This window comes from Mycolicibacterium doricum (assembly GCF_010728155.1).
Lineage (GTDB): Bacteria > Actinomycetota > Actinomycetes > Mycobacteriales > Mycobacteriaceae > Mycobacterium > Mycobacterium doricum.
In genome coordinates this window covers 2,051,307-2,075,837 of sequence record NZ_AP022605.1, presented here as the reverse complement: position 1 = coordinate 2,075,837, position 24,531 = coordinate 2,051,307, and the positions used below count along the sequence as shown (strand labels likewise).

The window sequence follows — 24,531 nt, the reverse complement described above, 5'->3', positions numbered from 1 at the left end:
CGGTGTCAGGGACATGCCGACCGCGGCGAGGGCCTCGTCGACCTTGACCTCGACCTCGACCGGGAACGACGTCAAGCGCCCCGGATGGCGCGGCTGATCATCTGAGCAAAGTCGTGATCGCCGCAGCCAACTCGGGTGTGTCGGACGTCGCGAGGTTCTGGTACTGACCCCCGGTGGTCCGCGCGACGTTCTCCCAGGTCGCCCGGTCGGAGTCGTCGCCGAAGTCGATGACGTTGACCGCCACCGGCCGGGCGGGATCGAACGCGCCCCGGATGAACGCCTCGAGCCCCGCACTGCCGAGGGTCTGGTCGGTGTGCGGTCCCTGAGTGATTACCAGCACCGAATTGGGTTGGCCGGTGCGGAAGTTGGCCAGTGCGTCGTTGTAGACAAGCCGCAGCGTGGTGAACGAGACCGCGCCACCGGAGGTGGACGACAGCGTGTCGAGCGTCGCGGTCAAGGCAGCCGACCGCGGCTGACCACCGACCGGTTCGGACAACGGTCCGGTGTTGACCTGCGAGTTGCCGGCGGTGGCATCGAACGTCCACAGGCCCAGCGCGGTGGTCGGCGGCAGCGCCTCCACCCGCGGGATCAGCGCGTTGACGACGTTGCCCAGCCTCGTGTTACCGCCCTCCTGGGCCGGCATGGACAGGTCGAGCATGATCGTGGTGGTCGCGGCCTGCGCCGGTGAGGGCAGGGCCTCGGCCAGCTTCGCCCGGGCCGCACCGTCACCGACGGACAACGGGGCGGCCAGGTTCGGGAAATCGGTGACCTCGCTGGGTGGCGGGGTGCCGCCCTGGGTGCGGAAGCCGGCCTTGGTGAGCTGGCTCATCTGATCGGGCTCTCGCATGAACCGGGCGAACTGGCTGGCGGCGCTGACCTGTTCACGTTCCAGCCAGTCACCGGCCAGCAGCACCGTCGGGTAGTCGGCGGTCGCCACCGGACCCGGCGGTAGCCACGAGGCGAGGGTGGACTTCGCGTCGGGGACCGACGCCGCACGCGCCACCACTTGCTGTTCGGTCATCGCCACGGCGTGCACCGGCGCCTCCGCCGGGTCATCGGAGCCCAGCAGCGCCGCCATGGCGGTGTCCGCGGTGTCGTCGGGAAGTTCCGGCGCTGCGGCGGCCAGCGTAGTGACCGCGCTGATCCCCTCGGTCACGGGTGCGCCGTCGGGAGTCGCGGCCGCGGCGACGGCCTCGGCCGCCAGATACGATGCATCGGCGTTCCCGCTGCGCGGCAGTGCGAGCTTCAGTGAACCCCACCCGGGCAGACCGAGCCCGTCGAGCGCTGTCGGGTTGGTCTGCAGAGCAGGCAAGGTGCCCCAGTTCTGTTGCCCCAGTGCCGCCTCGAGTTCGGGCCGTACCGCGAGGACGACCGGTGTGCTGACGAGTGTGCGGGAATCGCTGACGGTCTTCTGACCGGTCGCCGCTTCGAGCCGGGCCGCCGAGACGCCGCTCGCCGGGATCCACAGCGCCGGACGCTCCCCGAGGTCGGCGGGCCAGGTATCGCCGAAGCCCGCGATCACCTGCTCCGAACCTGCCGGTCTGACGCCGACCTCCACGCAGCGGTCGCCGACCGGCGCGGCGTTTTCGTTGTACTGGTCGGCCAGTCCGCGGATGGTGTCGGCGATCGACGGGTCGGCCAGCACGGCGACGTCGAGGTTGCCGTCGACACACCGGGCCGACGCGGCATCGCTGCGCTCGGAGAGGGCGTCGCCGAAGAAACGCCACACGATCACCGCGCCGACCACGACGACCACCGTGACGAGCGCGGCGATGACCCCGAGACTGATGCCACGCCGGCCCGGCGTCACCGCGCGGTGACTGCCGGTCCACTCGCCGCCGTCCCAGTCGCCGCTGTGCGCGGCCCCGGTCGGACCTGTGGAGGGCGGGGGATCGGCGGCCACCGGACGGTCGCCACCGTACGCGTCGGCGTCGTAGTCCCCGTCGTCGTAGTCCCCGTCGCCGTAGTCCCCGTCGTAGTGACCCCCGTCGTAGTCCCCGTCGGCAGTGCCGTGGGTGCCCTCGTGGGGCTCGCCCGCAGCCCAGGGCTGTGCCGGGAACTCACCACTGTGCCGGCCCGACGGTCCGGGATCGGGGCCGTTTCCCCCGTCGTCGATCCCGTCGTCGGGGACACCGGCTTCGTCGTCGGAGTCCTCGGGATCGGGAATGCTGTGCCTACCCATGCCTACCCATTCCGGTCCCCGTATTTGCCTCGTCGCTTGATCATCGCGGCTTCCGTCAGCGCTTCGGGCAGTCTAGTCAGCCTGCCCCAGCCGTCTCAGGCGTCGGCAACGCTGGCTTTGTACTCGCGTCGGCGCCGGTGCAGGATCGGCTCGGTGTAACCGTTCGGCTGTGACCCGCCCGCGAGGATCAGCTCCTGCGCGGCCTGGAAGGCGATGCTCGAATCCGGATCCGTGGCCATCGGCTTGAAATCGGGATCCTTGGCGTTTTGTTCGTCGACCACGGCCGCCATCCGGCGCAGGCTGGTCTTGACGTCGTCTTCGGTGATCACGCCGTGGCGCAGCCAATTGGCCAGCAGCTGGCTGGAGATCCGCAGGGTGGCGCGGTCCTCCATCAGCGCGGTGTCGTGGATGTCGGGAACCTTGGAGCAGCCGACGCCGGCGTCGATCCAGCGCACCACGTAGCCCAGGATCGACTGGCAATTGTTGTCGACCTCCTCGCGGACCTCCCCCGGCGCCCAGGCGAGTTCCTTGGCCAGCGGGATGGTGAGCAGGTCGTCGATCGTCGCGCGGTGCCTGCCCTCCAGTTCCTGGTGAACCGCGTACACGTCGACCTGGTGGTAGTGCATGGCATGCAGTGTGGCGGCTGTCGGGGAGGGCACCCACGCGGTGGTGGCACCGGCCTTGGGCTGTTCGATCTTCTGCTCGACCATGTCGGCCATCAGGTCCGTCATCGCCCACATACCCTTGCCGATCTGGGCGCGGCCCGAGAAGCCCGTGGCCAGGCCCACGTCGACGTTCTGGTCCTCGTAGGCCTTGATCCACGGTTGGCTCTTCATCGCGCCCTTGCGGACCATCGGACCCGCCTCCATCGACGTGTGGATCTCGTCGCCAGTGCGGTCGAGAAACCCGGTGTTGATGAACACGACGCGGTCGGCGGCGGCCTTGATGCACGCCTTCAGGTTGACGGTGGTGCGCCGCTCCTCGTCCATGATGCCGACCTTGAGGGTCTTCTGCGGCAACCCCAGCACGTCCTCGACGCGGCTGAACAGGTCGACCGTGTAGGCCACCTCGGCGGGACCGTGCATCTTCGGTTTGACGATGTAGACCGAACCGGTGCGGCTGTTGCGCAGCGGGCCGTTGGCTCCGTCGTTCTGCGTTCCGTCCTGCAATCCGTGCATCGCGATCAGGCCGGTGAACAGGGCATCCTGGATGCCCTCGAACACCTCGTTGCCCTCCGCGTCCACGATCGCGTCGTTCGTCATGAGGTGACCGACGTTGCGCACGAACAGCAGGCTGCGCCCGGGCAGGGTGAGCTCACCGGAACCGTCCGGGGTGGTGTACGCGCGGTCCGGGTTGAGCACGCGGGTGAAGGTCTTGCCGCCCTTGGCGACCTCTTCGCTCAGGTCCCCGCGGTTGAGTCCCAACCAGTTGCGGTAGCCCAACACCTTGTCCTCGGCGTCGACGGCGGCCACAGAATCCTCGAAGTCCATGATCGTGGTGACGGCGGATTCCAGCACGACGTCTTTGACGCCGGCCTTGTCGGTCGAGCCCACCGGCGACTCGGGATCGATGAGGATCTCGATGTGCAGCCCGTTGTTGCGCAGCAGGATCGACCACTGCGGCGAACCGAGTTCGCCGGTGTATCCCACGAACTGTTCCGGGTCGGCCAGGCCGACCCACGAGCGCTCGCCCGGGGAGTGGTCGTCATCCGACAACCCGCCAGCGAGCTCGACGAGCACCTGCCCGGCCTCGATCTTGAACTCGACCGCGTCGCTCCACCCACCCGACGCCAGCGGTGCTGCGCCGTCGAGAAATTCACGAGCATAGGCGATCACCTTGTCGCCACGGACGCGGTTGTAGCGGGTGCCCTTCTCCGCACCGTCGGCCTCGCTGATGACGTCGGTACCGTAGAGCGCGTCGTAGAGCGAACCCCACCGCGCGTTCGCGGCGTTGAGCGCGAAGCGGGCATTGAGCACCGGCACCACCAGTTGGGGGCCGGCGGTCTTGGTGATCTCGTCGTCGACGTCGGCCGTCGTGATCGTGAAGTCGCCCGGATCGGGTTCCAGGTAGCCGATCTCGATGAGGAACTGCTTGTACTCGTCGGCATCGTGTGGACCGATGGCCCGCTGGCGGTGCCACTTGTCGATCTGGGCTTGCAGTTCGTCGCGGCGCGCGAGCAGTTCCTGGTTGCGCGGGGTCAGGTCGGCGACGACCTTGTCGACGCCCGACCAGAAACTGTCCGGGTCGAGGTTGGTACCGGCCAGCGCCTCATCGGTGATGAAGTCGTACAGCGTGCGGGCCACGCGCAGGTTTCCCACCGTCACGCGATCTGTCATCGTCTTCCTCCTCGGCCGTACTGACGCGCGCCACCCGGCACGCCGCCGTCGATCCAGCTTACCCATGGCTAACGCCGGCGAATCCAGCCCGCACCGACGCCGCACCGTCCTCAGCTGCCGTCCTCAGCCAGTGCGGTGCGCAGCTCGTCACACCGCGCCGTGAGTGTGGGGCGTGTAGCGGCGCTGCCCGCTCGGCGATGTCCTGTTGCGCCCGGACGTATTCCGCGCGGCCGGCCGGGGTTTCGATCGCAATGGCGTCGAACCGGTAGCCGCGTAGGTCATATGGGCTCGCGCGCATGTCGAGCACCGGGCGTCGACCGCCAACTCCAGACAGTCCATGACCAGATCCGATGCCACCAGCGGTGCGCGCTTGTGCGCCCACTTGTAGAGGTCCATCGCGGCATGCAGACAGCCCGGCTGTCCGGTGTCGACCTGACGCTCACGGCCCAACGGTTCGAGATTGCGACCGGCCGCCTCCAGGGTGAAGAACCGATAGGCGTCGAAATGGCTGCAAGGCAACGACACCGACACCACCACCGCGTCTGTTCCAGCCCCGCCCGAGGCGTAACGACACGGCGTCGTGGCGGGTCTCGGGGGGCGGTACACCCATGGCCCACTCGTGTAATCCGAAGCAGTTCAGCGGAGCCGGTCGGGCGGCGGTGGCCCGCACAGCGCCACCCCGAAGCCGGGGGTGCCAGCACCGCAGCTGGCTCGGCCGAAGGCTGTAGTAAGTGAACAGGCTGTAGTAAGTGAACTGCCTGTAGTAAGTGAACAGCCTGTAGTAAGAGAACAGCCTGTAGTAAGTGAAGGGGAAGTCCCACACCGGGTGCCTCCGGCCGGTACGGCGCCGCTCTGCGACGGGCGCGCAGAACGCGTCCAGCCGATCACCGTGGATGCGTACCCGCTGCCCCCAGACCGACTCCTCGACGGCGTCGGCCATCACCGCCGGTGCGTTCCGTCGCGCACAGTGCCGACGAGATCCTCGACGAGGTCCTCCAACGCCACCATTGCCGTGATCGTCCCGTCGGAAGTGACCAGCGCGAGGTGGCTGTTAGAGCGGCGCAGCCGCGACAGCGCGTCGGGCAGCGGCAGTGACTCGGGAAGCTGGGGCAGCGGGCGCACCATCGACCGGTCCAGCACCGCGTCTGGGTCGTGCACCAGCGGGAGCACATCCTTGATGTGCAGGTAGCCAAGGTATTGCCCGGACGGTGCGGTCACCGGGAAGCGGGAGTAACCCGTCTCGGCCAGCGCCCGCTCGACCGCAGCGACAGTCGGGCCTTGACTGGGGTCCGACGCCGGTATGGCGTGGATCGTGTCCAGCGGCATCGCCACGTCCCTTACGGCGCGGTTGCGGATCTGCAGGGCGCGGGTCAGCCGGGTGTGTTCCTCCGGGTCGAGCAGACCCTCGGACACCGACTCGGCGATCATCTCCGACAGTTCGACCGTCGACACGTTGACGTCGAGTTCGTCCTTGGGCTCCACCCCGACGGCGCGCAGGGTGGCGTTGGCGCACCAGTTGTAAAACGCGATGAGTGGTCTCGCTGCCCGGATGTAGACGAGGTAGACGGGGACCAGCAGCATCGCCGCCGACTCCGGTCCGGCGATCGCGATGTTCTTCGGGACCATCTCGCCGAGCAGCACGTGCAACGTGACCACCACGCTCAACGCCACCACGAACGAGACGCTGTGCAGCACCGCGTCCGGAATGCCCAGCAGCCCGAACGGTTGCTCCAGCAGATGCGCCACAGCGGGTTCGCCGACGCGGCCCAGCAGGATCGAGCAGATCGTGATGCCCAGCTGCGAACCGGCCAGCATCAACGAAAGGTTCTCACCGGCCCGGATGACCGTCACCGCGCTGTTCTTTCCCTGTTCGGCCAGGGCCTCGAGCCGGTCGCGGCGCGCCGAGATGAGCGCGAACTCGGAGGACACGAAGAACGCATTCGCCGCCAGCAGCAGCACGGTCAGCAGGACGCCGAACAGATCGCCACCCATCAGCGGTCCTCCTGCGACTCGGTGCCGTCGTCGTGCACGGTGGCACCGCGGCGCCCGAGTTCCACCAGTTCCAGCAGATCGATCCGGCGACCGTCCATCTGCACGACCTTGGCCTGCCATCGGATCGGATCCTCCAGTGGCCCGTCCGGATCGAAGGCGGTCAGTTCCACCGAATCGCCCACCTCCGGCATGTGCCCGAGTTCCTGCAGCACCAGGCCGCCGATGGTCTCGTACTCCCCTTCGGGGGCGCGGAAGCCGGTTCCGGCGGCCACTTCGTCGATCCGCAGCAGACCCGACACCTGCCAGCCCTCTCCGGCGGGCACCACGTCCGGCGTGGCGTCGTCGTGTTCGTCCCGGACGTCGCCGACGATCTCCTCGATCAGGTCCTCGACGGTCACCATTCCGGCGGTGCCCCCGTACTCGTCGACCACCAGTGCGGTCTGCAGTCCATTGGCGCGGATCTGGGTCATCACCGCGTCCCCGTCCAGCGTCGAGGGCACGGTCGCCACCGGGATCGCAATCGCGGCCAGGCGAGTGCGGTCGCGGTCGTCGCTCGGCACCGAGAACACTTGTTTGACGTGCACCACGCCGACGGTCGCGTCGAGGTCGCCCTCGACGATGGGGAAGCGCGAATACCCCGTCTCGATCGCGGCGGCGATGAGGTCGGCGACCGTGTCGTCGGTTTGCAGAGCCTCGATCTCGGTGCGCGGCGTCATCAACTCCTCGGCGGTGCGCTCCCCGAACTGCAGCGACCTGTCCACCAGTACCGCGGTCACTGGATCCAGGGAGCCGCTGCGCGCCGAGTTGCGCACCAGCGAGATCAGCTCCTGCACCGAACGTGCCGAACGCAACTCCTCGGCGGGTTCGATGCCCAGCCGGCGCAGGATCATGTTCGCGGTGCCGTTGGTCAACCGGATCAGCGGCGTGAACATCGCGGAGAACAGCAGCTGCGGCGGCGCCGAGGCGCGCGCGGTGGGAGCCGGTTTGGCGACGGCCAGGTTCTTGGGAACAAGCTCACCGAAGACCATCGACAGCGAGGTGGCGATCAGGATCGCCAGAAACAGGGCCACCCCGCTCGCCACCCGCTCCGGCAGCCCGATCGCGTCCAGACCCGGTTGCAGCAGCCGGGCGACCACGGGCTCGGCGAGGTAGCCGGTCGCCAGTGTGGTAATCGAGATGCCCACCTGGGCGCCCGAGAGCTGGAAGGACAGGGTCCGGTGGGCGCGGCGCACGAGCTGATCGCGGCGGTTCCCGCTACGCGCGTTGGCCTCGACAGTGCTGCGCTCCAACGCCGTCAACGAGAACTCGGCGGCGACGAACACCGCGGTACCCGCGGTCAACACCACGATGGCCAACAGCGACAGCAGGGTGTACGCGACGCTCATCGCAGCATCACCGGCGCGCCCCGCCGTGCCCCGGCCGACGAGAAGACGGCTCGGCGTCGGGTGGCTCGGTGGACGGGTGCTCGGCCCGGCAGGCCTCCGGTGCACGCCGGGCCTCGGCGGGTGCCTGCGGCACGTGATCCCTTCCTCGGTCGGACATCGGAGGTCAACGAATGACGGCGCGAATGCCCAATCGTAACTGGACCCTCACCAACCGGTGGGCAGCGGGCGCCCCTCGGCGAAGCCGGCGGCCGACTGCACCCCGAGCACCACTTTGTCGTGGAGTTCGGGCAGTGTCGTAGCGCCGACGTAGGTGCAGGTGCTGCGGATTCCGGAGGTGATGTGGTCGAGCAGGTCCTCGACGCCGCCGCGGATCGGGTCAAGGTTCATCCGCGACCTGGAGATGCCCTCCTCGAAGAGCGCCTTGCGGGCCCGGTCGAACGGGCTGTCGCCGGCTGTCCGCGCCGCGACTGCACGCTTGGAGGCCATCCCGTAGCTCTCCTTGTACGGCTGGTTGTCGCGGTCGCGCATCAGGTCGCCGGGAGATTCGTAGGTGCCGGCGAACCACGAGCCGATCATCACGTTGGCCGCTCCCGCCGCCAGCGCGAGCGCCACGTCCCGCGGATGACGCACCCCGCCGTCGGCCCAGACGTGCGCTCCCAGTTCTTTTGCCGCAGCTGCGCATTCGACCACCGCGGAGAACTGCGGCCGGCCCACCCCGGTCATCATCCGGGTGGTGCACATCGCGCCGGGGCCCACGCCGACCTTGACGATCGACGCCCCCGCGGCGACGAGGTCGTGGGTGCCCCCGGCCGACACGACGTTGCCCGCCACGATCGGCGGGCCCAGGTCGAGGGAGGCCACCGCGCGGATCGCGTCGAGCATCTTGGTCTGGTGGCCGTGCGCGGTGTCGATCACCAGCAGGTCGGCGCCCACTTCGGACAGCGCCCGCGCCTTGGCCCCCACGTCGCCGTTGATGCCGACGGCCGCCGCGATCCGCAGCCGGCCGTGCCGGTCGACCGCGGGGGAGTAGATGCCCGCACGGACGGCCGCGGTACGGGTGAGCACACCGGCCAGTGTGCCCTCTGGCTCGGTTAGCACCGCGACGTCGACGGGCGCGTGTTCGAGGAGATCGAAGACCTTGCGCGGATCGGTGCCCACCGGCGCGGTGACGAAGTCGGTGATCGCGACGTCGCGGACCCGGGTGAACCGGTCGACGTCCACGCAGGTCGACTCGGTCACCAGCCCGATCGGGCGGCCCTCGAACACCACCACCGCAACGCCGTGCGCGCGTTTGTGGATCAGCGCGATCGCATCGGACACCGAATCGTCGGGCTCCAACGTGACCGGAGTATCGATGACCAGGTCGCGACTCTTGACGAAGTCGACGGTCTCCTGCACCGCCGAGATCGGCAGGTCCTGTGGCAGCACCACCAGACCGCCGCGGCGCGCCACGGTCTCGGCCATCCGCCGGCCGGCGACGGCCGTCATGTTGGCGACCACGACCGGGATCGTGGTGCCCGAGCCATCGACGGTGGACAGGTCGACGTCGAAACGCGACGCCACGTCGGACCGCTGCGGAACGACGAACACGTCGTCGTAGGTCAGGTCGTAGGGCGGGTGGTGGCCGTCGAGGAATCTCATCGCTGTCCGAGTCTAGGGTCGCCGGCGAACGGTCAAGCCTCGACCTCGCTGCGGTCACCGCTCCACAGCGTGTGAAAGCGCTTATCCCGATCGCTGTCGATGCGGCCGTAGGTGTGGGCGCCGAAGAAGTCGCGCAATCCCTGCGTCAACGCGGCGGGCAGGCGTTCGGTGCGCAACCCGTCGTAGTAGGACAGCGCCGACGAGAAGCCCGGGATTGGGATGCCCAGTTCGGTGGCCTTGACCGCCACGCGACGCCAGCCGTCGATGGCGCTCTCGATCGCATCGCGGAAGTAGGGATCGACGATCAGCGTGGGCAGATCGGGATCGTTGTCGAACGCGTCCTTGATCCGGTTGAGGAACTTCGCTCTGATGATGCAGCCGCCGCGCCAGATGGTGGCCATGTCGCCGGGGGTGATGTCCCAGTCGTACTCGGCACTGCCGGCCTGGATCTGGTTGAAGCCCTGCGCGTAGGCGATGATTTTCGACGCGTAGAGGGCCTGCCGGACGTCCTCGGTGAATTGTGCTGCGTCACTCGGTGCTTCGCCCAGGTCGCCGGTGGCCAACCCGGTGGTGGCCTGGCGTTGGGTGACCGATCCGGACAGCGCGCGGGCGAACACCGCCTCGGCGATACCGGTGACGGGCACACCAAGGTCGAGTGCGGACTTCACCGTCCACCGGCCGGTGCCCTTCTGCTCGGCCTCGTCGAGGATGAGGTCGACGAGCGGTTTGCCGGTCTTCGCGTCGGTCTGGCGCAGCACCTGCGCGGTGATCTCCACCAGGAAGCTGTCGAGGTCGCCCCGGTTCCACTCGTCGAAGACGTCGGCGATCTCGGGTGCGGACTTGGCCAGCCCGTCGCGCAGCAGCTGGTACGCCTCGCCGATGAGCTGCATGTCGGAGTACTCGATGCCGTTGTGCACCATCTTCACGAAGTGCCCGGCGCCGTCGGGGCCGACGTGTGTGCAGCAGGCGACGCCGTCGACGTGCGCGGAGATCTCCTCCAGCAGCGGGCCGAGGCTCGCGTAGGACTCTTCCGGTCCGCCGGGCATGATCGACGGCCCGTTCAGCGCACCCTCTTCACCACCGGAGATGCCGGCGCCGACGAAATGCAGACCTCGTTCGCGGATCGCCTTCTCGCGCCGGATCGTGTCGGTGTAGAGGGCGTTGCCGCCGTCGATGATGATATCGCCGGGTTCCATCGCGTCGGCGAGCTGCTCGATCACGGCGTCGGTGGCGTCCCCGGCCTTGACCATGATCAGCACCCGGCGCGGTTTCTCCAGCGCGGCGAGGAACTCGGGGATGGTCTCGGTGCGTACGAACGACCCCTCCGAACCGTGTTCGGCCAGCAGTGCGTCGGTCTTGGCCACAGAGCGGTTGTGCAGGGCGACGGTGTAGCCGTGCCTGGCGAAGTTGCGCGCGATGTTCGAGCCCATCACGGCCAGGCCGGTGACTCCGATTTGCGCGGTGCCGGCGGCGGACTTCTCGGACGAGCTCATAGGCACAGCCTTTCGTTTTCTGTTGTCGCGCGGTGGAGCCGGTGGGTTCAGCGGATAAAGAGGCGGTGCAGCTCGGTCAGCCAGGGCACGGCGACAGCCACCGTGGGAACGACCAGCACCAGCGCGGCAGCCAGGTACGCGGAGGCGGCCAGGACGGGGCTGTTCGGTCGGCCCCCGAGACGACGTACCCGGATTACGGTGGTCGGACCGCCCGCGGCGAGCGCACCGGACGGGGCGCGGCCCGCAGCGCAGGCGACGAGGGCACGCGCGAGCGGGGTCGGCCCGGCGGTGCGCGCGGCCGCGTCGTCGGCGAGCAGCTCGACCAGCAGGCGTACCGCGTCCAGGGCGCTGGCGCTGCGGACGAATCGTGGGAAGGCGGCGTGCACCGCGGTGAACATCTCCAACACAAGGTCGTGCCGGGCCCGCAGGTGCGCGCGTTCGTGGGTCAGTATCGCGGCTAGCTCGTCGCGGTGCATCGTCTTGAGCGCCCCGTCGCTGAGCACCACGCGACTGCGCACCCCCGGCAGGCAGTAGGCCAGCGGTTGCTTCACCTCGAGCACACGCAAGCCGGTTGCCTGTCTGCGCACCTCGGTGGGCAACGCATCGCGGGAGATCCCGAGTAGGTCAACCATCGTTCGGTGGTGGGCACGCCGGCGCCGGGTGGCGACGGCGACCTGCAGCACCGAGACGATCAGGCGGGCTCCGATGACCAGGGTGAGGGCCAAAGCCACCACGTGAAGCAGCCACAACGGCCAGCCCAGCGCCTGGATCTCACTGGTGGCGGTGGCGGTCGGTTTGCCGTCGGCGCCGGGAACGAACAGCCGGCTGGCGATCGCGATCCCGGCGGAGAACGCCGAGAGGACGCCGGCCAGTGCGACGGACTGCCACAGCACCACGGCGGCGCGCGGAGCGCGCATCGGCCAGCTCGCGCGAGCCAACAAGGCCGGCACCGGCCCCACGAGGAGCAGCGCGACAAGGGTGAAGGCCAGCGCGGACACCTCTAGATTGTCGCTCAGGAAGTGCCCGTACCGCCAGCGGGCTTGGTGAGACCTTGCTTGCCCTCTAGTTCGGCCAACGCGCGGCGCAGCGCGGCGGCCTCATCGGCGCCGACCCGCTCGACGAAGTGCACCAGAGCGGCCTCCCGGCTGCCGGAGTCGGCAGCCTGATCGAGGGCGTCCACCATCAGCCCGGCCACCAGTTCATCGCGACCATGCGTGGGCGCGTAGCGGTGGGCACGGTCGTCGCGGTGCTGCACCACGAGACTCTTCTTCGCCAGTCGCTGCAGCACCGTCATGATCGTGGTGTAGGCCAGATCGCGTCGAGCGGCGAGCGCCTCGTGCACCTGGCGCACAGTCTGCGGCTCGTGGGCCGACCACAGGTGGTCCATCACCTCACGCTCGAGCTCACCAAGACGCGTCAACTTGGCCATCTTTCCGTCACTCTCTCCGACAGTACAACCAGGGTACTACCGCGTGTCGTATCCGGCGCAGAGCAGCAACAAGTCTCTTCATCCTCGGCATCCCGCATTCGCCCCGCCTCCTTGTGAAACCGATCACTAGCGCCGGCCCGGAAAGTGCGCCCCGATATAGTGAGCCTATCCTTACTACCACGCCGGGAGGTGCAGTGACCGTACTGATCGAGGACCCGCTGATCGCGGGCATGGCCATCAAGCGAACACTGCCGCTGCACGAGTCGAGCCGCCGACTGCGTGAGCTCTACCCCGAATGCCCGCGGGTATACGGCGTCGCCGTCATGGGCGACGTGTCCCGGCGCCGGTGGTGGCCACTGACAGACGCGCTCACCGGGGGTCGTCTGCAGGCGATGTTCGACCGCGCCTCCGCCGAGACCGACAACCGCGCCGCCGTTGCCCAGCAGTTGGCCGCCACCCTTGCCCATGTCGTCCTCGGTCGCGTCGTCCCGCTGCTGGTCCTCGAGGGCCGGGCGTGGGATACCGGGCTGGAAAACCTGTGGGTCCACGTCGACTCTGAGGGCGCCATCGACTGGGTCGGCGTCGTCGACCCCACCCTGCGCGCGCTTGCCGACGATCCCCATTTCGACGACCGGCCCCGGATGCGCCTCGGTGCGCCTCAGGGCATCGTCGGGCTGCCCAGCGAGGCCGCGCTGACCACATGGGTCGCCCACCGCAGCCATCGCGCGCTCGCACCTCTGTTCGCCGAGTTGGCCGCCATCGGTGACGGCGCGATGTCCCTCCCGTCGATGTGGCACCTCGTCGGCGGGGCTGTCGTCGGTGCGGCCACCCAGGTGCCGCTGCTGGCCGGTTCCAGCGAGTGGACCAGCATGCGCCGAGGACAGGCCGTGCTCGACGCGCTCGTCCGTTTCGGCCTGCCGGTGCGCGGCGCCGTCAGAGGCGCCGGAGGGGTGGGCTTGCACAATTAGGCCAGCCTTGCCTATTGTGGTCACGTTCCACCGGACCGTGCCGGCGTCCTGAGGGCTGCAGAGACCCCCGGTCCACTCCAGGGGCGGGCCCCGCACATCACGTGCGGGGCCCGCCCGCTTTTCGTCCAACCCCTGTCAGATCCACAACGCCCCGCGGTGTAGACACATCTGCTGTGACGACTCAGGTACCCGACAGCCTCGGCGAGGGCTACGACTCAGAACTTGGACTCACCTATCTCGACATCACCCCCGACGGCAGCCGGGCGCAGCTGACGATCCACGACAAACTGTTGCAGCCGTGGGGCATCGTGCACGGTGGCGTCTACTGCGCAATCGTCGAGAGCCTCGCGAGCGTCTCCGGCCACGCCTGGCTGACGGCGAGCGGCGGCGGCACGGTCGTCGGGGTCAACAACAACACCGACTTCCTGCGCGCCATCTCGTCGGGCACCGTCACCGCGGTATCCACCCCGATCCACCGCGGTCGTCGTCAACAGCTGTGGCTGGTCACCATCACCGACGAGAACGACAAGATGGTCGCGCGCGGTCAAGTGCGGTTGCAGAACATCGCCGACGCCTAACGTTGCCACGCGCTGAGCGCTGCCGCACGCGCCGCGCCATGGCAGGATCGCCCACTATGCGTCTGACCCCGCATGAGCAGGACCGCCTGCTGATTTCCTACGCCGCCGAGCTCGCGCGGCGCAGACGTACCCGTGGACTGCGCCTCAACCATCCCGAAGCCGTCGCCGTCATCACCGACCACTTGCTCGAAGGAGCTCGCGACGGCCGCACCGTGGCGGAGCTGATGGTCAGCGGGCGTGATGTGCTCAGCCGCGACGACGTGATGGAGGGAGTGCCCGAAATGCTGCACGACGTCCAGGTGGAAGCTACGTTCCCGGACGGGACGAAACTCGTCACCGTCCACCATCCGATCCCGTGAGCTCCGCCATGGTGCCCGGGGAGATCTTCTTCGGCGACGGAGACATCGAGATCAATGCCGGTGCCAAGCGCGTGGAAACGGAAATCGTCAACACCGGTGACCGACCGGTGCAGGTCGGTAGCCACGTCCACCTGCCACAGGCCAATGCCGCCCTCGACTTCGACAGGACGATCGCGCACGGTCACCGCCTCGACGTGCCGGCGGGCACCGCGGTGCGATTCGAACCCGGTGTGGCCCAGCGTGTCCGACTCGTACCGCTGCGCGGAAGCCGCGAAGTGTATGGCCTGTCACTGAACCCGCCCGGGCGGTTGGACACGACGTCATGAGCAGCCTGTCACGCGACCGCTACACAGCGCTGTACGGGCCCACGACCGGCGACCGCATCCGGTTGGCCGACACCGACCTGGTCATCGAGATCACCGAAGACCGCAGCGGCGGTCCCGGGCTCGCCGGCGACGAGGCCGTGTTCGGTGGCGGCAAGGTGCTGCGCGAGTCGATGGGACAGTCGCGGGCCACCCGTGCCGACGGCGCCCCCGACACCGTCATCACCGGCGCCGTCGTGCTCGACCACTGGGGGATCATCAAGGCCGACATAGGCATCCGCGACGGGCGCATCGTCGCGATCGGCAAGGCCGGCAACCCCGACATCATGGACGGCGTCCATCCCGATCTGGTCGTCGGACCCTCGACCGAGGTCGTCGCAGGCAACGGGCGCATTCTCACGGCGGGCGCCATCGACTGCCACGTCCACCTGATCTGCCCGCAGATCATGGAGGAAGCCGTCGGTGGCGGCATCACGACGATCGTCGCCGGCGGCACCGGGCCGGCGGAGGGCAGCAAGGCGACCACCGTGACACCGGGGTCCTGGCACCTGGCCCGCATGCTCGAGGCGCTGGACACCTGGCCGCTCAACGTCGCGCTTCTCGGCAAGGGGAACACCGTCAGCCCCGGTGCTTTGTGGGAACAATTGCGCGGTGGCGCAGCTGGGTTCAAGCTGCACGAGGATTGGGGCACCACACCCGCGGCGATCGACGCGTGTCTCACCGTCGCCGACGCGGCGGGCGTGCAGGTCAACATCCACACCGACACGCTCAACGAGATGGCCTTCGTCGAGGACACCCTGGCGGCCATCAAGGGCCGGTCGATCCACGCCTACCACACCGAAGGCGCCGGCGGCGGCCACGCACCCGACATCATCACCGTCGCCTCCCATCCCAACGTGCTGCCCAGCTCCACCAACCCCACCCGACCGCACACCGTCAACACCCTCGACGAACACCTCGACATGCTGATGGTGTGCCATCATCTCAACCCCAGCGTCCCCGAGGATCTCGCGTTCGCCGAGAGTCGCATCCGGCCGTCGACCATCGCCGCCGAGGACCTGCTGCATGACATCGGGGCGATCTCGATGATCGGCAGCGACGCCCAGGCGATGGGCCGGATCGGCGAGGTTGTGCTGCGCACCTGGCAGACCGCCCACGTCATGAAGCGCCGCCGCGGGACACTCGAGGGCGATGGACGTGCCGACAACCTGCGCGCCCGCCGCTACGTCGCCAAGTACACGATCTGCCCGGCCGTCGCGCACGGCCTCGACGGCGAGATCGGCTCAGTCGAGGTGGGCAAGCTCGCCGACCTCGTGCTGTGGGAGCCGGCCTTCTTCGGCGTCCGCCCGCACGCCGTCATCAAGGGCGGCATGATCGCCTGGGCCGCCATGGGTGATGCCAACGCGTCGATCCCGACACCGCAGCCGGTGCTGCCGCGCCCGATGTTCGGTGCGTCGCATGCCGCCGCCGCGGCGACGTCCGTGCATTTCGTCTCGCCACAGGCAGTCGAGGACGGCCTCGCCGACCGCCTCGACGTCCGACGAAAGCTCGTCGCCGTCAAGGAGTGCCGGCAAGTCGGGAAAGCTCAGATGCCACTCAACGACGCGCTGCCCCGCATCGAGGTCGATCCGGACACCTTCACCGTGCGCATCGACGGTGACGTGTGGCAGGAGCAGCCGGCCGCCGAACTGCCGATGGCGCAACGTTATTTTCTCTTCTGATGACGGAGTTGACGACCTTGCTGGCCCTCGCGGACTCCCGCCTTCCCACCGGCGGCCACGTCCACTCCGGAGGTGTCGAAGAGGCCGTCACCAGCGGGTTCGTCACCGATCTGGAGACCTTACATGCGTATCTGGTCCGACGGGTGCGCACCCAGGGGTTGGTCGCTGCGTCGCTCGCTGCCGCTGTGCACGCCGGCAGCCTGACGGTGGCGGTGGCCGACCGCGAAACCGATGCGCGCACACCGGCGCCGGCCGCGCGCGCGGCCTCCCGCGCGCAGGGCAGGGGTCTGGCCCGGCTCGCCCGACGCGTGTGGCCGGACCACGACTGGACCACCCTCGGCCGGATGCCACATCTGGCCGTCGCATCGGGTGCGGTCGGTGCTGCGGCGGGGCTCACGCCGGGGCAGACGGCACTCTGGGTCGTCTACACCACGATGACGGGGTCGGCCACCGCCGGGCAGCGGTTGCTCGCGCTGGACCCCGGTGACGTCGCCGCGCTGACCTTCGCACTGGGCCCGCTGTGCGACGACGTCGCGGCCGCCGCCGCCGAAGAGCCCGCCGACCTGTCCGACCCGCTGCTCGACGTGCTGGCTCAGCGGCACAGCTACCGCGAGCGCCCCCTGTTCGCCTCCTGAACGCACCACCGACAAGGACCCACCATGCCCCCGCATTTCCTCTCCGCTGATTCCACTGGCCGACCGCACCACCACGCTGCCCGACCCAGACGGGTGCGGACGCCGGGGGATCCCCTGCGCATCGGCGTCGGCGGGCCCGTCGGCTCGGGTAAGACGGCGCTGGTGGCCGCGCTGTGCCGGCAACTGCGCGACGAACTGTCACTGGCGGTGCTGACCAACGACATCTACACCACCGAGGACGCCGACTTCCTGCGCCGCCACGCGGTGTTGCCCGATGACCGGATCGCCGCCGTGCAGACCGGTGGCTGCCCGCACACCGCCATCCGTGACGACATCACCGCGAATCTGGACGCCATCGACGACCTCATCGCGGCGCATTCCGGCCCAGGGCAGCATCTCGACCTGATCCTCGTCGAATCCGGCGGCGACAACCTCACCGCGACCTTCTCCTCCGGGCTCATCGACGTACAGATCTTCGTGATCGACGTGGCCGGCGGCGACAAGGTGCCCCGCAAAGGTGGTCCCGGCGTAACGTTCTCGGACCTGCTGGTGATCAACAAGACCGACCTCGCGCCCATGGTCGGCGCCGATCTGGAGGTGATGCGGCGCGATTCGACCGCCGTGCGCGGCGATCGTCCCTTCGTGCTGACCTCGCTGACCGCCGATCCGACGGCCGGGCCGGTGCTGGGGTGGGTGCGCGAGCAACTGCGGGTGCCGGTGCAGGGTTAGTGCGCTCCGACGTCGTCATCGTCGCGTGTGCCGGACGCGGTCCCCGAATCGAGCACACCGGTGCAATCGCCGTGCGCCGCACCGGCGCCGACACGGTGCACCTGGTTTCGGCCGCGGCCACCCCGCTGGGAGGCGATGTCCTCAGCGTGCGCGTCGTGGTCGAACCGGGTGCCCGGTTGGCGGTCCGCAGCGCGGCGGCGACCGTGACGCTGCCCAGCGCCGTGACGCCGGAGTCGTGGGCGTGTTGGAACGTCGAATCGGCAGGGGAACTCGACATCGACCCGCAACCGACCGTCGTCGCCGGCGCCTCCCGTCACCTCACCGCGACGCGAATACGGCTCACCGGCGCGGGCAGCATCCGCGTGCGGGAACGGGTGCAGATCGGCAGATCCGGCGAGCACGAGGGGTTTTGGTCAGGCGCCCTGCACGCCGACATAGACGGTGCACCGCTGCTGCGCCACCGCGTCGAGCTCGGCACCGGATCGGTCACCGACGACGCGCTCGGCCGTCCACTGGCTTGCGTGAGCGAACTGCGTTACCCGGAAGTGTCGTTCGAATCGGACGGCACGGTGCTCCCGCTGGCGGCGGGCGGATGCCTGTCGACCTGGCAGGGCGAGCGGCTGACTAGCTAGCGGCCTGCTCCCTCTCCCGTTCGGTCTCGCTCTCCCGTTCGGTCTCGGTGACCGCGGCAGCGATCTCCTCGAGTTCCTCGATGCGCGTTCGGGCGTACGCCTGCTGTTCGGTGATCGTGAGCTGCCCACGCTTGGTCGACAGGAACGTCACCGTCCACGAGATCAGTGTGACGATCTTCGTCTTAAAGCCCACCAGGTATACCAGGTGCAGCGCCAGCCACGCCAGCCAGGCGATGAAGCCGCCGAACTCCAGCGGACCCACTTTGGCGACCGCGGAGAACCGCGACACCGTCGCCATCGAGCCCTTGTCGAAGTACTCGAACGGCTGGCGGAACGCCGGGTTGGCGCCCTTGACCTCGTTCTTGATCAGCTTCGCGGCGTAACGGGCGCCCTGGATCGCCCCCTGCGCCTGGCCAGGCACCCCCTCGACGGCGGCCATGTCGCCGACGACGAACACGTTGGGGTGGCCCGGGATCGAAAGGTCGGGCAACACCTTGACGCGGCCGGCCCGGTCGACCTCCACGTCGCACTGGTTGGCCAGATCCCGTCCAAGCGGACTCGCCGCCACACCGGCCGACCACACCTTGCACGCCGATTCGATCCGCCGCAGCTTGCCGTCGGGGTCCTTGACCGTGATGCCGTTGCGGTCCACGTCGGTGACCATCGCGTTGAGCTGGATCTCGACGCCCATCTTCTCCAGCCGGGCGGCCGCCTTCTTCCCGAGCTTCTCGCCCATCGGCGGCAGCACCGCGGGCGCGGCGTCGAGCAGGATGACCCGCGCGCTGGTCGGGTCGATGTGGCGAAACGTGCCCTTGAGTGTGTAGTCGGCGAGTTCGGCGATCTGCCCCGCCATCTCTACACCGGTCGGGCCTGCGCCGACGACGACGAAGGTCAGCAGCTTCTCGCGCCGCTTCGGATCGCTGGAACGCTCCGCCTGCTCGAATGCCCCCAGGATGCGGCCACGCAACTCCAGTGCGTCGTCGATGGACTTCATACCGGGTGCCCACTCGGCGAAGTGGTCGTTGCCGAAGTAGGACTGACCCGCCCCCGCCGCGATGACCAGGCTGTCGTAGGGCGTGGCGTAGTGGTGGCCCAGCAGCTCGGAGTGCACGAGCCGGTTCTCCATGTCGATGTGCGTCACGTCGCCGAGCAGAACCTGGACGTTCTTCTGCTTGCGCAGCACGACGCGGGTGGGCGGGGCGATCTCTCCCTCGGAGAGGATGCCTGTCGCCACCTGGTACAGCAGCGGCTGGAAGAGGTGATGGGTGGTGCGGGCGATCAGCTTGATGTCGACATCGGCGCGCTTGAGGGTCTTGGCGGCGTTGAGGCCGCCGAACCCCGACCCGATGATGACGACTTTGTGCCGATCCGTTGGAATGGCTCCGGGATGGCTCATCAGTGCTCCTCGACCGGCGGACATGCGGACATTCCCGTCCTCCACCGTAGTCGGCGTGCCCGGCGTTGGGCACTCGGTCGGTTGTGGCTTATGCCACTTGAAGTGCCGGATGAAACCCAGCACAGGGTTCGACAATGCGGAGACGTCGGTGATGCCGCCCGCTCATGGCCGATCAGCCGAAGTTCGCCAGTGTTCCCCGGCTGACATGCATAGTCTGGCCGGTGATGTGGCGGGCTGCCGGCGTCGACAGGAACAGGGCCAGCCGGGCGATCTCGGCGGCCACCGCAGGGGGCGTGCTCGACAGACCGTCATAGGACGGTTCAGCACTCTTCCCGGTCGCGATGGCGTTGACGGTGATCCCGCGAGTACCGAAGTAGCTGGCCTGCCCGGCCGTCCAGGCTGACAACGCGGCCTTGATCGCCGCGTCGATGCTGCCCTCGCGGGCCTGCGCGACGACGACGTGCTCCGGGATGACGTTGACGACCGAACCGCCCGAACGCAGATGGTCACCGACGATCTCCACGGTCAGAACCGCCGACACCACGGTGGTGTCGAGCGCACGTCGCCAGGCGAGCGCGTGATCGGCGAGGCTGAATGTGCGCGGATCCTCCGCGGCGAAGTGAGGCGCGGGCACGTTCACGAGGGTGTCGAGGTGGTGCGGGAACAGTGTGCGGGCCCCTTCGACGCTGGCCGGAGCGGTGTTGTCGAAAACGATGGAGTCGACGTCGAGCTCCTTGGCGGTGATCTCGAGGTCATCTCGCCGCGCTCCGGCGATCACCACCCGGTGTCCGTCGTCGCGGAATCTCTCCGCGATCGTCCGGCCCAGATCCGTATCGCAGCCGGTGACCAGCACCTCCATCGCCATGACCTCCTCGTTGTGGCTTGACCGCCGTCCGCGTGGGCCGCAATCGCCGTCGATGTTACTGGACGGTAGCTATGTCGGGTAATCCGACGCGCGGACGATGCGGTATCCGCACCGACCCGTGACCTAATGTGCATCGCGTGACCGTCACCGAAGGGTCCGCCCTGCCCCGGTGGATCTATGCGCCGGCAGTGGCCGGTGTGCTGTTCGTGGCCCTGCCGCTGGTCTCGGTCGCTGCGAAGGTCGACTGGCCGCGATTCACCACACTGGTCAGCAGCGAATCATCGTTGGCGGCGCTGGCGCTCAGCCTGCAGACGGCGGCCGCGAGCACGGTGCTCTGTGTGCTGCTCGGTGTCCCGATGGCGATGGTGTTGGCCCGAAGCCCGTCGCGTGCCGTTCTGGTGGTGCGCCCGGTCTTGCTGTTGCCGCTGGTCCTGCCCCCGGTGGTGGGTGGTATCGCGCTGCTTTATGCCTTCGGCCGCCTGGGACTGCTCGGCCGATATCTCGAGGCGGCGGGCATCCAGATCGCCTTCACCACCGCGGCCGTCGTGCTGGCGCAGACCTTCGTGTCGCTGCCGTTCCTCGTCATCGCGCTGGAAGGTGCGGCGCGAACCGCGGGCACCGACTACGAGGTGGTGGCGGCCACGCTTGGTGCCCGGCCGTCGAGCGTCTGGTGGCGGGTCTCGTTGCCGCTGCTCGCACCGGGATTGGTCTCGGGCTCGGTGTTGGCCTTCGCAAGAGCGCTCGGCGAGTTCGGAGCGACGCTGACGTTCGCCGGCTCCCGCGAGGGGGTCACGCGCACCCTTCCCCTCGAGATCTACTTGCAGCGGGAGAGCGACCCGGACGCAGCCGTGGCGTTGTCCGTGCTGCTGGTCGCGGTCGCGGCGGTGGTCGTCGTCGGCCTGGGCAGCCGCCGCCTGCGCGCGCAGGGCTGGACATGACGGGGTTGGCGGTGCGGGCGCGGGTCGAGCACCGGGAGGTCGACGTCGAATTCGCCGTCGGTGCGGGGGAGGTGCTGGCGGTGCTCGGACCCAACGGCGCCGGTAAGACCACGGCGCTGCACGTGATCGCCGGAGTGGTTCGGCCCGACGACGGCGTGGTGCGGGTCGGTGACCGAGTCATCACGGATACGGCAGCCGGCGTGCACGTGCCGACGCACCGGCGGAGGGTCGGCCTGCTCCTACAGGACCCGTTGCTGTTCCCGCACCTCCGCGTGGCGGCCAACGTCGCGTTCGGTGCCCGCAGCGGCCGATCACGCGCGCAAGCCCTTGCATGCGGGAATCGTTGGCTCGGTGAAGTGGGCGCCGTGGACCTGGCCGGGCGGATGCCCCGGCAGCTGTCCGGCGGCCAGGCGCAGCGGGTCGCGCTGGCGCGCGCACTCGCCGCCGAACCGGACGTACTCCTGCTCGACGAACCACTTGCCGGCCTGGACGTCACCGTCGCGGGAGCGATGCGGCGGGTGCTGCGCCAGGTGCTCACCCGCGACGGCCGCTCGGCGGTTCTGGTCACCCACGACCTCGTCGACGTCGCAACACTGGCCGACCGGGTCGCCGTCATCGACGGCGGCCGGGTCACCGAAGCGGGCCCGGCGGCATCGGTGCTCACAGCTCCGCGCAGCCCGTTCGGGGCCCAGTTCGCCGGGGTGAACCTCGTGGCGGGGGTGGCCGGTCGCGGTGGTGTCGTCCGCGCGGGCGGGGTGGATTGGCACGGCGTCGCGACGGCCGACGTGGTGATCGGTGAGCCGGCGGTGGCGATCTTCCGGCCGGCGGCGGTCGCGGTGTACCGGGAACGTCCGCAGGGCAGCCCACGCAACACGGTCGAAGTCGTGGTGGCCGAAGTGGACAGCAGCGGGCCTGCAGTACGGGTCCGGGCGGGGGAGCAAGCGGGTGGCGCGCCCGGCCTCACGGCCGACATCACCGCGGAATCGGCCGCAGCGCTGCGGCTGACGCCGGGGGACCGCATCCACCTGGCGGTGAAAGCGCAGGAAGTCGCGTTGTATCCAGGGCCGTAACGGTATCCAGGGCCGTAACGGCCGTCGGCCAACACCCGATCCAATAGGCAGAACTTTTGCCGACGGCCCCGGGCGTGGCGGCCGCGAACGACCCTGCCCAGCAATCGCAGGAACACCGTCTGATCTGCGGCTAACCCTGTACAGTAATCGGTGTTTCGCTCACTTTCACAGCAATTCACACTTGCGTCACGGCCGTAACACGGTAGTTTCTTTCACCATGGATGAGCCGGACGTGATTTCCACACGACGCAGGGGCCTGTCGAAGACGCTGGCGATCGCGGCGGTGACCGGCGCCACCGCAGCGGCCCTGGCGATGTCCTCGGTGGCCGGTGCGCAACCAGGACCGCCCCCGCCACCCCTGCCACCCTCACCGGCGATGCCGGCGCTTCCGCCGGGTGCCGGTGCGGTCCCTGCACCGCCGCCGCCCGCGGACCCCAATGCGGCCGCGCCGCCCGCAGGTCAGCTTCCTCCGCCGCCGCCGCCCCCGGGGGATCCCAACGCAGCGCCCCCTCCGGCGGATCCCAACGCCCCGTCGCCACCCCCGCCGGAGCCTGGCCGTGTCGGCAACGCGGCGGGTGGCTTCAGCTACGTGGTGCCCGGCGGCTGGAAGGTATCCGAGGCGACGAATCTCTCCTACGGCCAGGCACTGCTGACGAGAATCCCGCCGGAGGGCGTCACCGACCCGCCGAACGACACCAGCGTGCTGCTGGGCCGCCTGGACCTCAAGCTCTTCGCCGGCGCCGAGGCAGAAAACATCAAGGCGGCCAACCGGCTGGCGTCGGACATGGGTGAGTTCTTCATGCCGTTCCCCGGCACCCGGGTCAACCAGTCGACGACCCCGCTCAACGCGGACGGCATGCCTGGCGCCGCGTCGTACTACGAGGTGAAGTTCACCGACACCAACAAGCCGAACGGTCAGATCTGGGCCGGTGTGGTGGGCAACCCGACAGCACCGGGCACGCCGCGCGGCCAGCGTTCGCCGGAACGGTGGTTCGTCGTCTGGCTCGGTTCGGCCACCAACCCGGTCGACAGGGATGCGGCCGTCGCGCTCGCCAACTCGATCCGGCCGTGGGCGCCCCCGCCGCCACCGCCGCCACCCCCACCGCCTGCGCCGGGCGATCCGAACGTGCCCCCTCCGCCTGCGGATCCCAACGCGCCGCCGGCCCGTCCCCGAGTCGGCGTCCCCGTCCCGGTCGCGCCTGAGAACGCCCAGGGGATGCTGCCCCCGGCTTGACGTCGACGATGAACCGACCCGTACGTCGGGCCGCTACGGCCCGACGTACGGGAGCTGGTTTCCGAGGTTGTTCACGTTGAGCAGGTAGCAATTGGTGCCGCCGAACCCCAGGGCACCGGCCGTCACGCACCGCTCGAACGTGCCGTCGCCGGCGATCGGCCCGTCGCATGTCGTGCCGCCGCCCCACGGTGTCCAGCCGCCCTGACATCCCGCCTGAGCGGGCGCGGCGCTGGCCAGCGCGATGCCCGCGGCCGCGAGCGCGCCGACAGCCAGTGCTATGAGCGTCTTCATCTCGGACCCTTCCTGCCGTGCGCCGCCGACCGCCGGCGGCGCGGACCGATCACATCGCAGCCATGATCTTTGCTGCAATGGGTGTGTGACAGTAGTGCCGGTGAGGACTCTGCGATCCCGCGCTGACCATCTCTGGTTGAGTCGCGCCAACCCCAAGCCGCCCCGATGCCGTGCCGCATCGCGGACACGGCATTGTGCGTGGCTGTCAGCAGTGTGCGCGCCGTATTCACCGTCACCCTCGTCGACCGACCGGCATGCGCAGTGAATTCCCGTCACGGCCGTCCCATGAGGTCGGCGACCTCATCAGATTAGCGCCGAAGTGGCGTCTGCGAAA

22 protein-coding genes and 1 pseudogene are annotated in these 24,531 nt (G+C 69.1%); 11 read left to right on the top strand and 12 right to left on the bottom strand.

Translation table 11 applies throughout. From position 1 onward, the window contains the following. Nucleotides 1–97: 97 nt before the first annotated feature. The 9 genes and pseudogenes from G6N07_RS10215 to G6N07_RS10175 form a co-directional block, all read right to left on the bottom strand. Nucleotides 98–2,182: a vWA domain-containing protein gene (locus G6N07_RS10215; protein WP_085192859.1), complete on the bottom strand. Its 2,085-nt coding sequence runs from the start codon at nt 2,180–2,182 to the stop codon at nt 98–100. Nucleotides 2,183–2,277: 95 nt separating this feature from the next. Next, on the bottom strand, nt 2,278–4,518 hold the full coding sequence (locus G6N07_RS10210; RefSeq protein ID WP_085192860.1) for a malate synthase G: 2,241 nt from the start codon (nt 4,516–4,518) through the stop codon (nt 2,278–2,280). Between the two features lie 58 nt (nt 4,519–4,576). Next, nucleotides 4,577–5,458 (bottom strand): annotated as a pseudogene (locus tag G6N07_RS19900) (3-methyladenine DNA glycosylase). Then, nucleotides 5,458–6,510, bottom strand: coding sequence for a hemolysin family protein (locus tag G6N07_RS10200; RefSeq protein WP_085192861.1), 1,053 nt, complete (start codon nt 6,508–6,510; stop codon nt 5,458–5,460). The pseudogene G6N07_RS19900 and the gene G6N07_RS10200 overlap by 1 nt, the downstream one beginning before the upstream one ends. Then, nucleotides 6,510–7,895, bottom strand: coding sequence for a hemolysin family protein (locus G6N07_RS10195; protein ID WP_085192862.1), 1,386 nt, complete (start codon nt 7,893–7,895; stop codon nt 6,510–6,512). The genes G6N07_RS10200 and G6N07_RS10195 overlap by 1 nt, the downstream gene beginning before the upstream one ends. Before the next feature lie 204 nt (nt 7,896–8,099). Next, nucleotides 8,100–9,536, bottom strand: coding sequence for a GuaB1 family IMP dehydrogenase-related protein (locus tag G6N07_RS10190; protein ID WP_085192863.1), 1,437 nt, complete (start codon nt 9,534–9,536; stop codon nt 8,100–8,102). A 32-nt stretch (nt 9,537–9,568) separates the two neighbouring features. Continuing rightward, complete coding sequence (gene gndA / locus G6N07_RS10185; protein ID WP_085192864.1) at nt 9,569–11,029, bottom strand: NADP-dependent phosphogluconate dehydrogenase; 1,461 nt, start codon at nt 11,027–11,029, stop codon at nt 9,569–9,571. Between the two features lie 47 nt (nt 11,030–11,076). Next, a complete protein-coding gene (locus G6N07_RS10180; RefSeq protein ID WP_085192865.1) occupies nt 11,077–12,027 on the bottom strand; it encodes a M56 family metallopeptidase in 951 nt (316 codons plus the stop codon). A 14-nt stretch (nt 12,028–12,041) separates the two neighbouring features. Next, entirely contained in the window at nt 12,042–12,458 is a 417-nt protein-coding gene (locus G6N07_RS10175; RefSeq protein WP_085192866.1) for a BlaI/MecI/CopY family transcriptional regulator, read from the bottom strand. A gap of 194 nt (nt 12,459–12,652) precedes the next feature. Between G6N07_RS10175 and G6N07_RS10170 the strand changes: the two genes are divergently transcribed. The 8 genes from G6N07_RS10170 to G6N07_RS10135 all read left to right on the top strand — a co-directional run bounded on the left by G6N07_RS10170 (nt 12,653) and on the right by G6N07_RS10135 (nt 18,403). Next, on the top strand, nt 12,653–13,426 hold the full coding sequence (locus G6N07_RS10170; protein ID WP_085192867.1) for an iron reductase: 774 nt from the start codon (nt 12,653–12,655) through the stop codon (nt 13,424–13,426). A 173-nt stretch (nt 13,427–13,599) separates the two neighbouring features. Beyond that, nucleotides 13,600–14,004 carry a PaaI family thioesterase gene (locus G6N07_RS10165; protein WP_085192868.1) on the top strand — a complete coding sequence of 135 codons (405 nt, stop codon included), beginning with the start codon at nt 13,600–13,602 and terminating at the stop codon, nt 14,002–14,004. A 56-nt stretch (nt 14,005–14,060) separates the two neighbouring features. Then, the gene (locus G6N07_RS10160) at nt 14,061–14,363 is read left to right on the top strand and encodes an urease subunit gamma (RefSeq protein ID WP_085192869.1); all 303 of its coding nucleotides are present in this window, start codon (nt 14,061–14,063) and stop codon (nt 14,361–14,363) included. Nucleotides 14,364–14,371: 8 nt separating this feature from the next. Continuing rightward, nucleotides 14,372–14,689, top strand: coding sequence for an urease subunit beta (locus G6N07_RS10155; RefSeq protein WP_085192870.1), 318 nt, complete (start codon nt 14,372–14,374; stop codon nt 14,687–14,689). Next, a complete protein-coding gene (locus tag G6N07_RS10150; protein ID WP_085192871.1) occupies nt 14,686–16,407 on the top strand; it encodes an urease subunit alpha in 1,722 nt (573 codons plus the stop codon). The genes G6N07_RS10155 and G6N07_RS10150 overlap by 4 nt, the downstream gene beginning before the upstream one ends. Continuing rightward, entirely contained in the window at nt 16,407–17,042 is a 636-nt protein-coding gene (locus G6N07_RS10145) for an urease accessory protein UreF (protein WP_085192872.1), read from the top strand. The genes G6N07_RS10150 and G6N07_RS10145 overlap by 1 nt, the downstream gene beginning before the upstream one ends. Nucleotides 17,043–17,066: 24 nt before the next feature. Continuing rightward, nucleotides 17,067–17,771 carry an urease accessory protein UreG gene (ureG, locus tag G6N07_RS10140; protein WP_085192873.1) on the top strand — a complete coding sequence of 235 codons (705 nt, stop codon included), beginning with the start codon at nt 17,067–17,069 and terminating at the stop codon, nt 17,769–17,771. Then, a complete protein-coding gene (locus G6N07_RS10135) occupies nt 17,771–18,403 on the top strand; it encodes an urease accessory protein UreD (protein WP_085192874.1) in 633 nt (210 codons plus the stop codon). Before ureG ends, G6N07_RS10135 begins: the two co-directional genes overlap by 1 nt. Here the strand turns inward: G6N07_RS10135 and G6N07_RS10130 are convergent. Next, on the bottom strand, nt 18,396–19,799 hold the full coding sequence (locus G6N07_RS10130) for a type II NADH:quinone oxidoreductase Ndh (RefSeq protein ID WP_085192902.1): 1,404 nt from the start codon (nt 19,797–19,799) through the stop codon (nt 18,396–18,398). The two genes, G6N07_RS10135 and G6N07_RS10130, sit on opposite strands and share 8 nt — an antisense overlap. 172 nt (nt 19,800–19,971) lie before the next feature. Next, nucleotides 19,972–20,658 (bottom strand): SDR family oxidoreductase, encoded by a 687-nt coding sequence (locus G6N07_RS10125; RefSeq protein ID WP_085192903.1) that lies wholly within the window; start codon nt 20,656–20,658, stop codon nt 19,972–19,974. 134 nt (nt 20,659–20,792) lie between these two features. Here G6N07_RS10125 and G6N07_RS10120 point away from each other — a divergent pair, with 134 nt between their 5' ends. From G6N07_RS10120 to G6N07_RS10110, 3 genes are all read left to right on the top strand, one after another. Beyond that, the gene (locus G6N07_RS10120) at nt 20,793–21,602 is read left to right on the top strand and encodes an ABC transporter permease (RefSeq protein WP_085192875.1); all 810 of its coding nucleotides are present in this window, start codon (nt 20,793–20,795) and stop codon (nt 21,600–21,602) included. Beyond that, nucleotides 21,599–22,672 (top strand): sulfate/molybdate ABC transporter ATP-binding protein, encoded by a 1,074-nt coding sequence (locus G6N07_RS10115; protein ID WP_085192876.1) that lies wholly within the window; start codon nt 21,599–21,601, stop codon nt 22,670–22,672. Before G6N07_RS10120 ends, G6N07_RS10115 begins: the two co-directional genes overlap by 4 nt. A 217-nt stretch (nt 22,673–22,889) precedes the next feature. Then, nucleotides 22,890–23,906 (top strand): APA family fibronectin-binding glycoprotein, encoded by a 1,017-nt coding sequence (locus G6N07_RS10110; RefSeq protein WP_085192877.1) that lies wholly within the window; start codon nt 22,890–22,892, stop codon nt 23,904–23,906. A gap of 33 nt (nt 23,907–23,939) precedes the next feature. Here G6N07_RS10110 and G6N07_RS10105 read toward each other — a convergent pair whose 3' ends face one another. Then, nucleotides 23,940–24,197 carry a CDGP domain-containing protein gene (locus G6N07_RS10105; RefSeq protein ID WP_085192878.1) on the bottom strand — a complete coding sequence of 86 codons (258 nt, stop codon included), beginning with the start codon at nt 24,195–24,197 and terminating at the stop codon, nt 23,940–23,942. Between the last annotated feature and the right edge of the window lie 334 nt (nt 24,198–24,531).

Coding starts and splice junctions, on each gene's coding strand:
- ureG (WP_085192873.1), top strand. CDS start 17,067: ATGCCCCCGCATTTCCTCTCCGCTGATTCCACTGGCCGACCGCACCAC.
- gndA (WP_085192864.1), bottom strand. CDS start 11,029: ATGAGCTCGTCCGAGAAGTCCGCCGCCGGCACCGCGCAAATCGGAGTC.
- G6N07_RS10215 (WP_085192859.1), bottom strand. CDS start 2,182: ATGGGTAGGCACAGCATTCCCGATCCCGAGGACTCCGACGACGAAGCC.
- G6N07_RS10150 (WP_085192871.1), top strand. CDS start 14,686: ATGAGCAGCCTGTCACGCGACCGCTACACAGCGCTGTACGGGCCCACG.
- G6N07_RS10200 (WP_085192861.1), bottom strand. CDS start 6,510: ATGGGTGGCGATCTGTTCGGCGTCCTGCTGACCGTGCTGCTGCTGGCG.
- G6N07_RS10145 (WP_085192872.1), top strand. CDS start 16,407: ATGACGGAGTTGACGACCTTGCTGGCCCTCGCGGACTCCCGCCTTCCC.
- G6N07_RS10175 (WP_085192866.1), bottom strand. CDS start 12,458: ATGGCCAAGTTGACGCGTCTTGGTGAGCTCGAGCGTGAGGTGATGGAC.
- G6N07_RS10195 (WP_085192862.1), bottom strand. CDS start 7,895: ATGAGCGTCGCGTACACCCTGCTGTCGCTGTTGGCCATCGTGGTGTTG.
- G6N07_RS10155 (WP_085192870.1), top strand. CDS start 14,372: ATGGTGCCCGGGGAGATCTTCTTCGGCGACGGAGACATCGAGATCAAT.
- G6N07_RS10110 (WP_085192877.1), top strand. CDS start 22,890: ATGGATGAGCCGGACGTGATTTCCACACGACGCAGGGGCCTGTCGAAG.
- G6N07_RS10210 (WP_085192860.1), bottom strand. CDS start 4,518: ATGACAGATCGCGTGACGGTGGGAAACCTGCGCGTGGCCCGCACGCTG.
- G6N07_RS10130 (WP_085192902.1), bottom strand. CDS start 19,799: ATGAGCCATCCCGGAGCCATTCCAACGGATCGGCACAAAGTCGTCATC.
- G6N07_RS10125 (WP_085192903.1), bottom strand. CDS start 20,658: ATGGAGGTGCTGGTCACCGGCTGCGATACGGATCTGGGCCGGACGATC.
- G6N07_RS10115 (WP_085192876.1), top strand. CDS start 21,599: ATGACGGGGTTGGCGGTGCGGGCGCGGGTCGAGCACCGGGAGGTCGAC.
- G6N07_RS10190 (WP_085192863.1), bottom strand. CDS start 9,536: ATGAGATTCCTCGACGGCCACCACCCGCCCTACGACCTGACCTACGAC.
- G6N07_RS10160 (WP_085192869.1), top strand. CDS start 14,061: ATGCGTCTGACCCCGCATGAGCAGGACCGCCTGCTGATTTCCTACGCC.
- G6N07_RS10105 (WP_085192878.1), bottom strand. CDS start 24,197: ATGAAGACGCTCATAGCACTGGCTGTCGGCGCGCTCGCGGCCGCGGGC.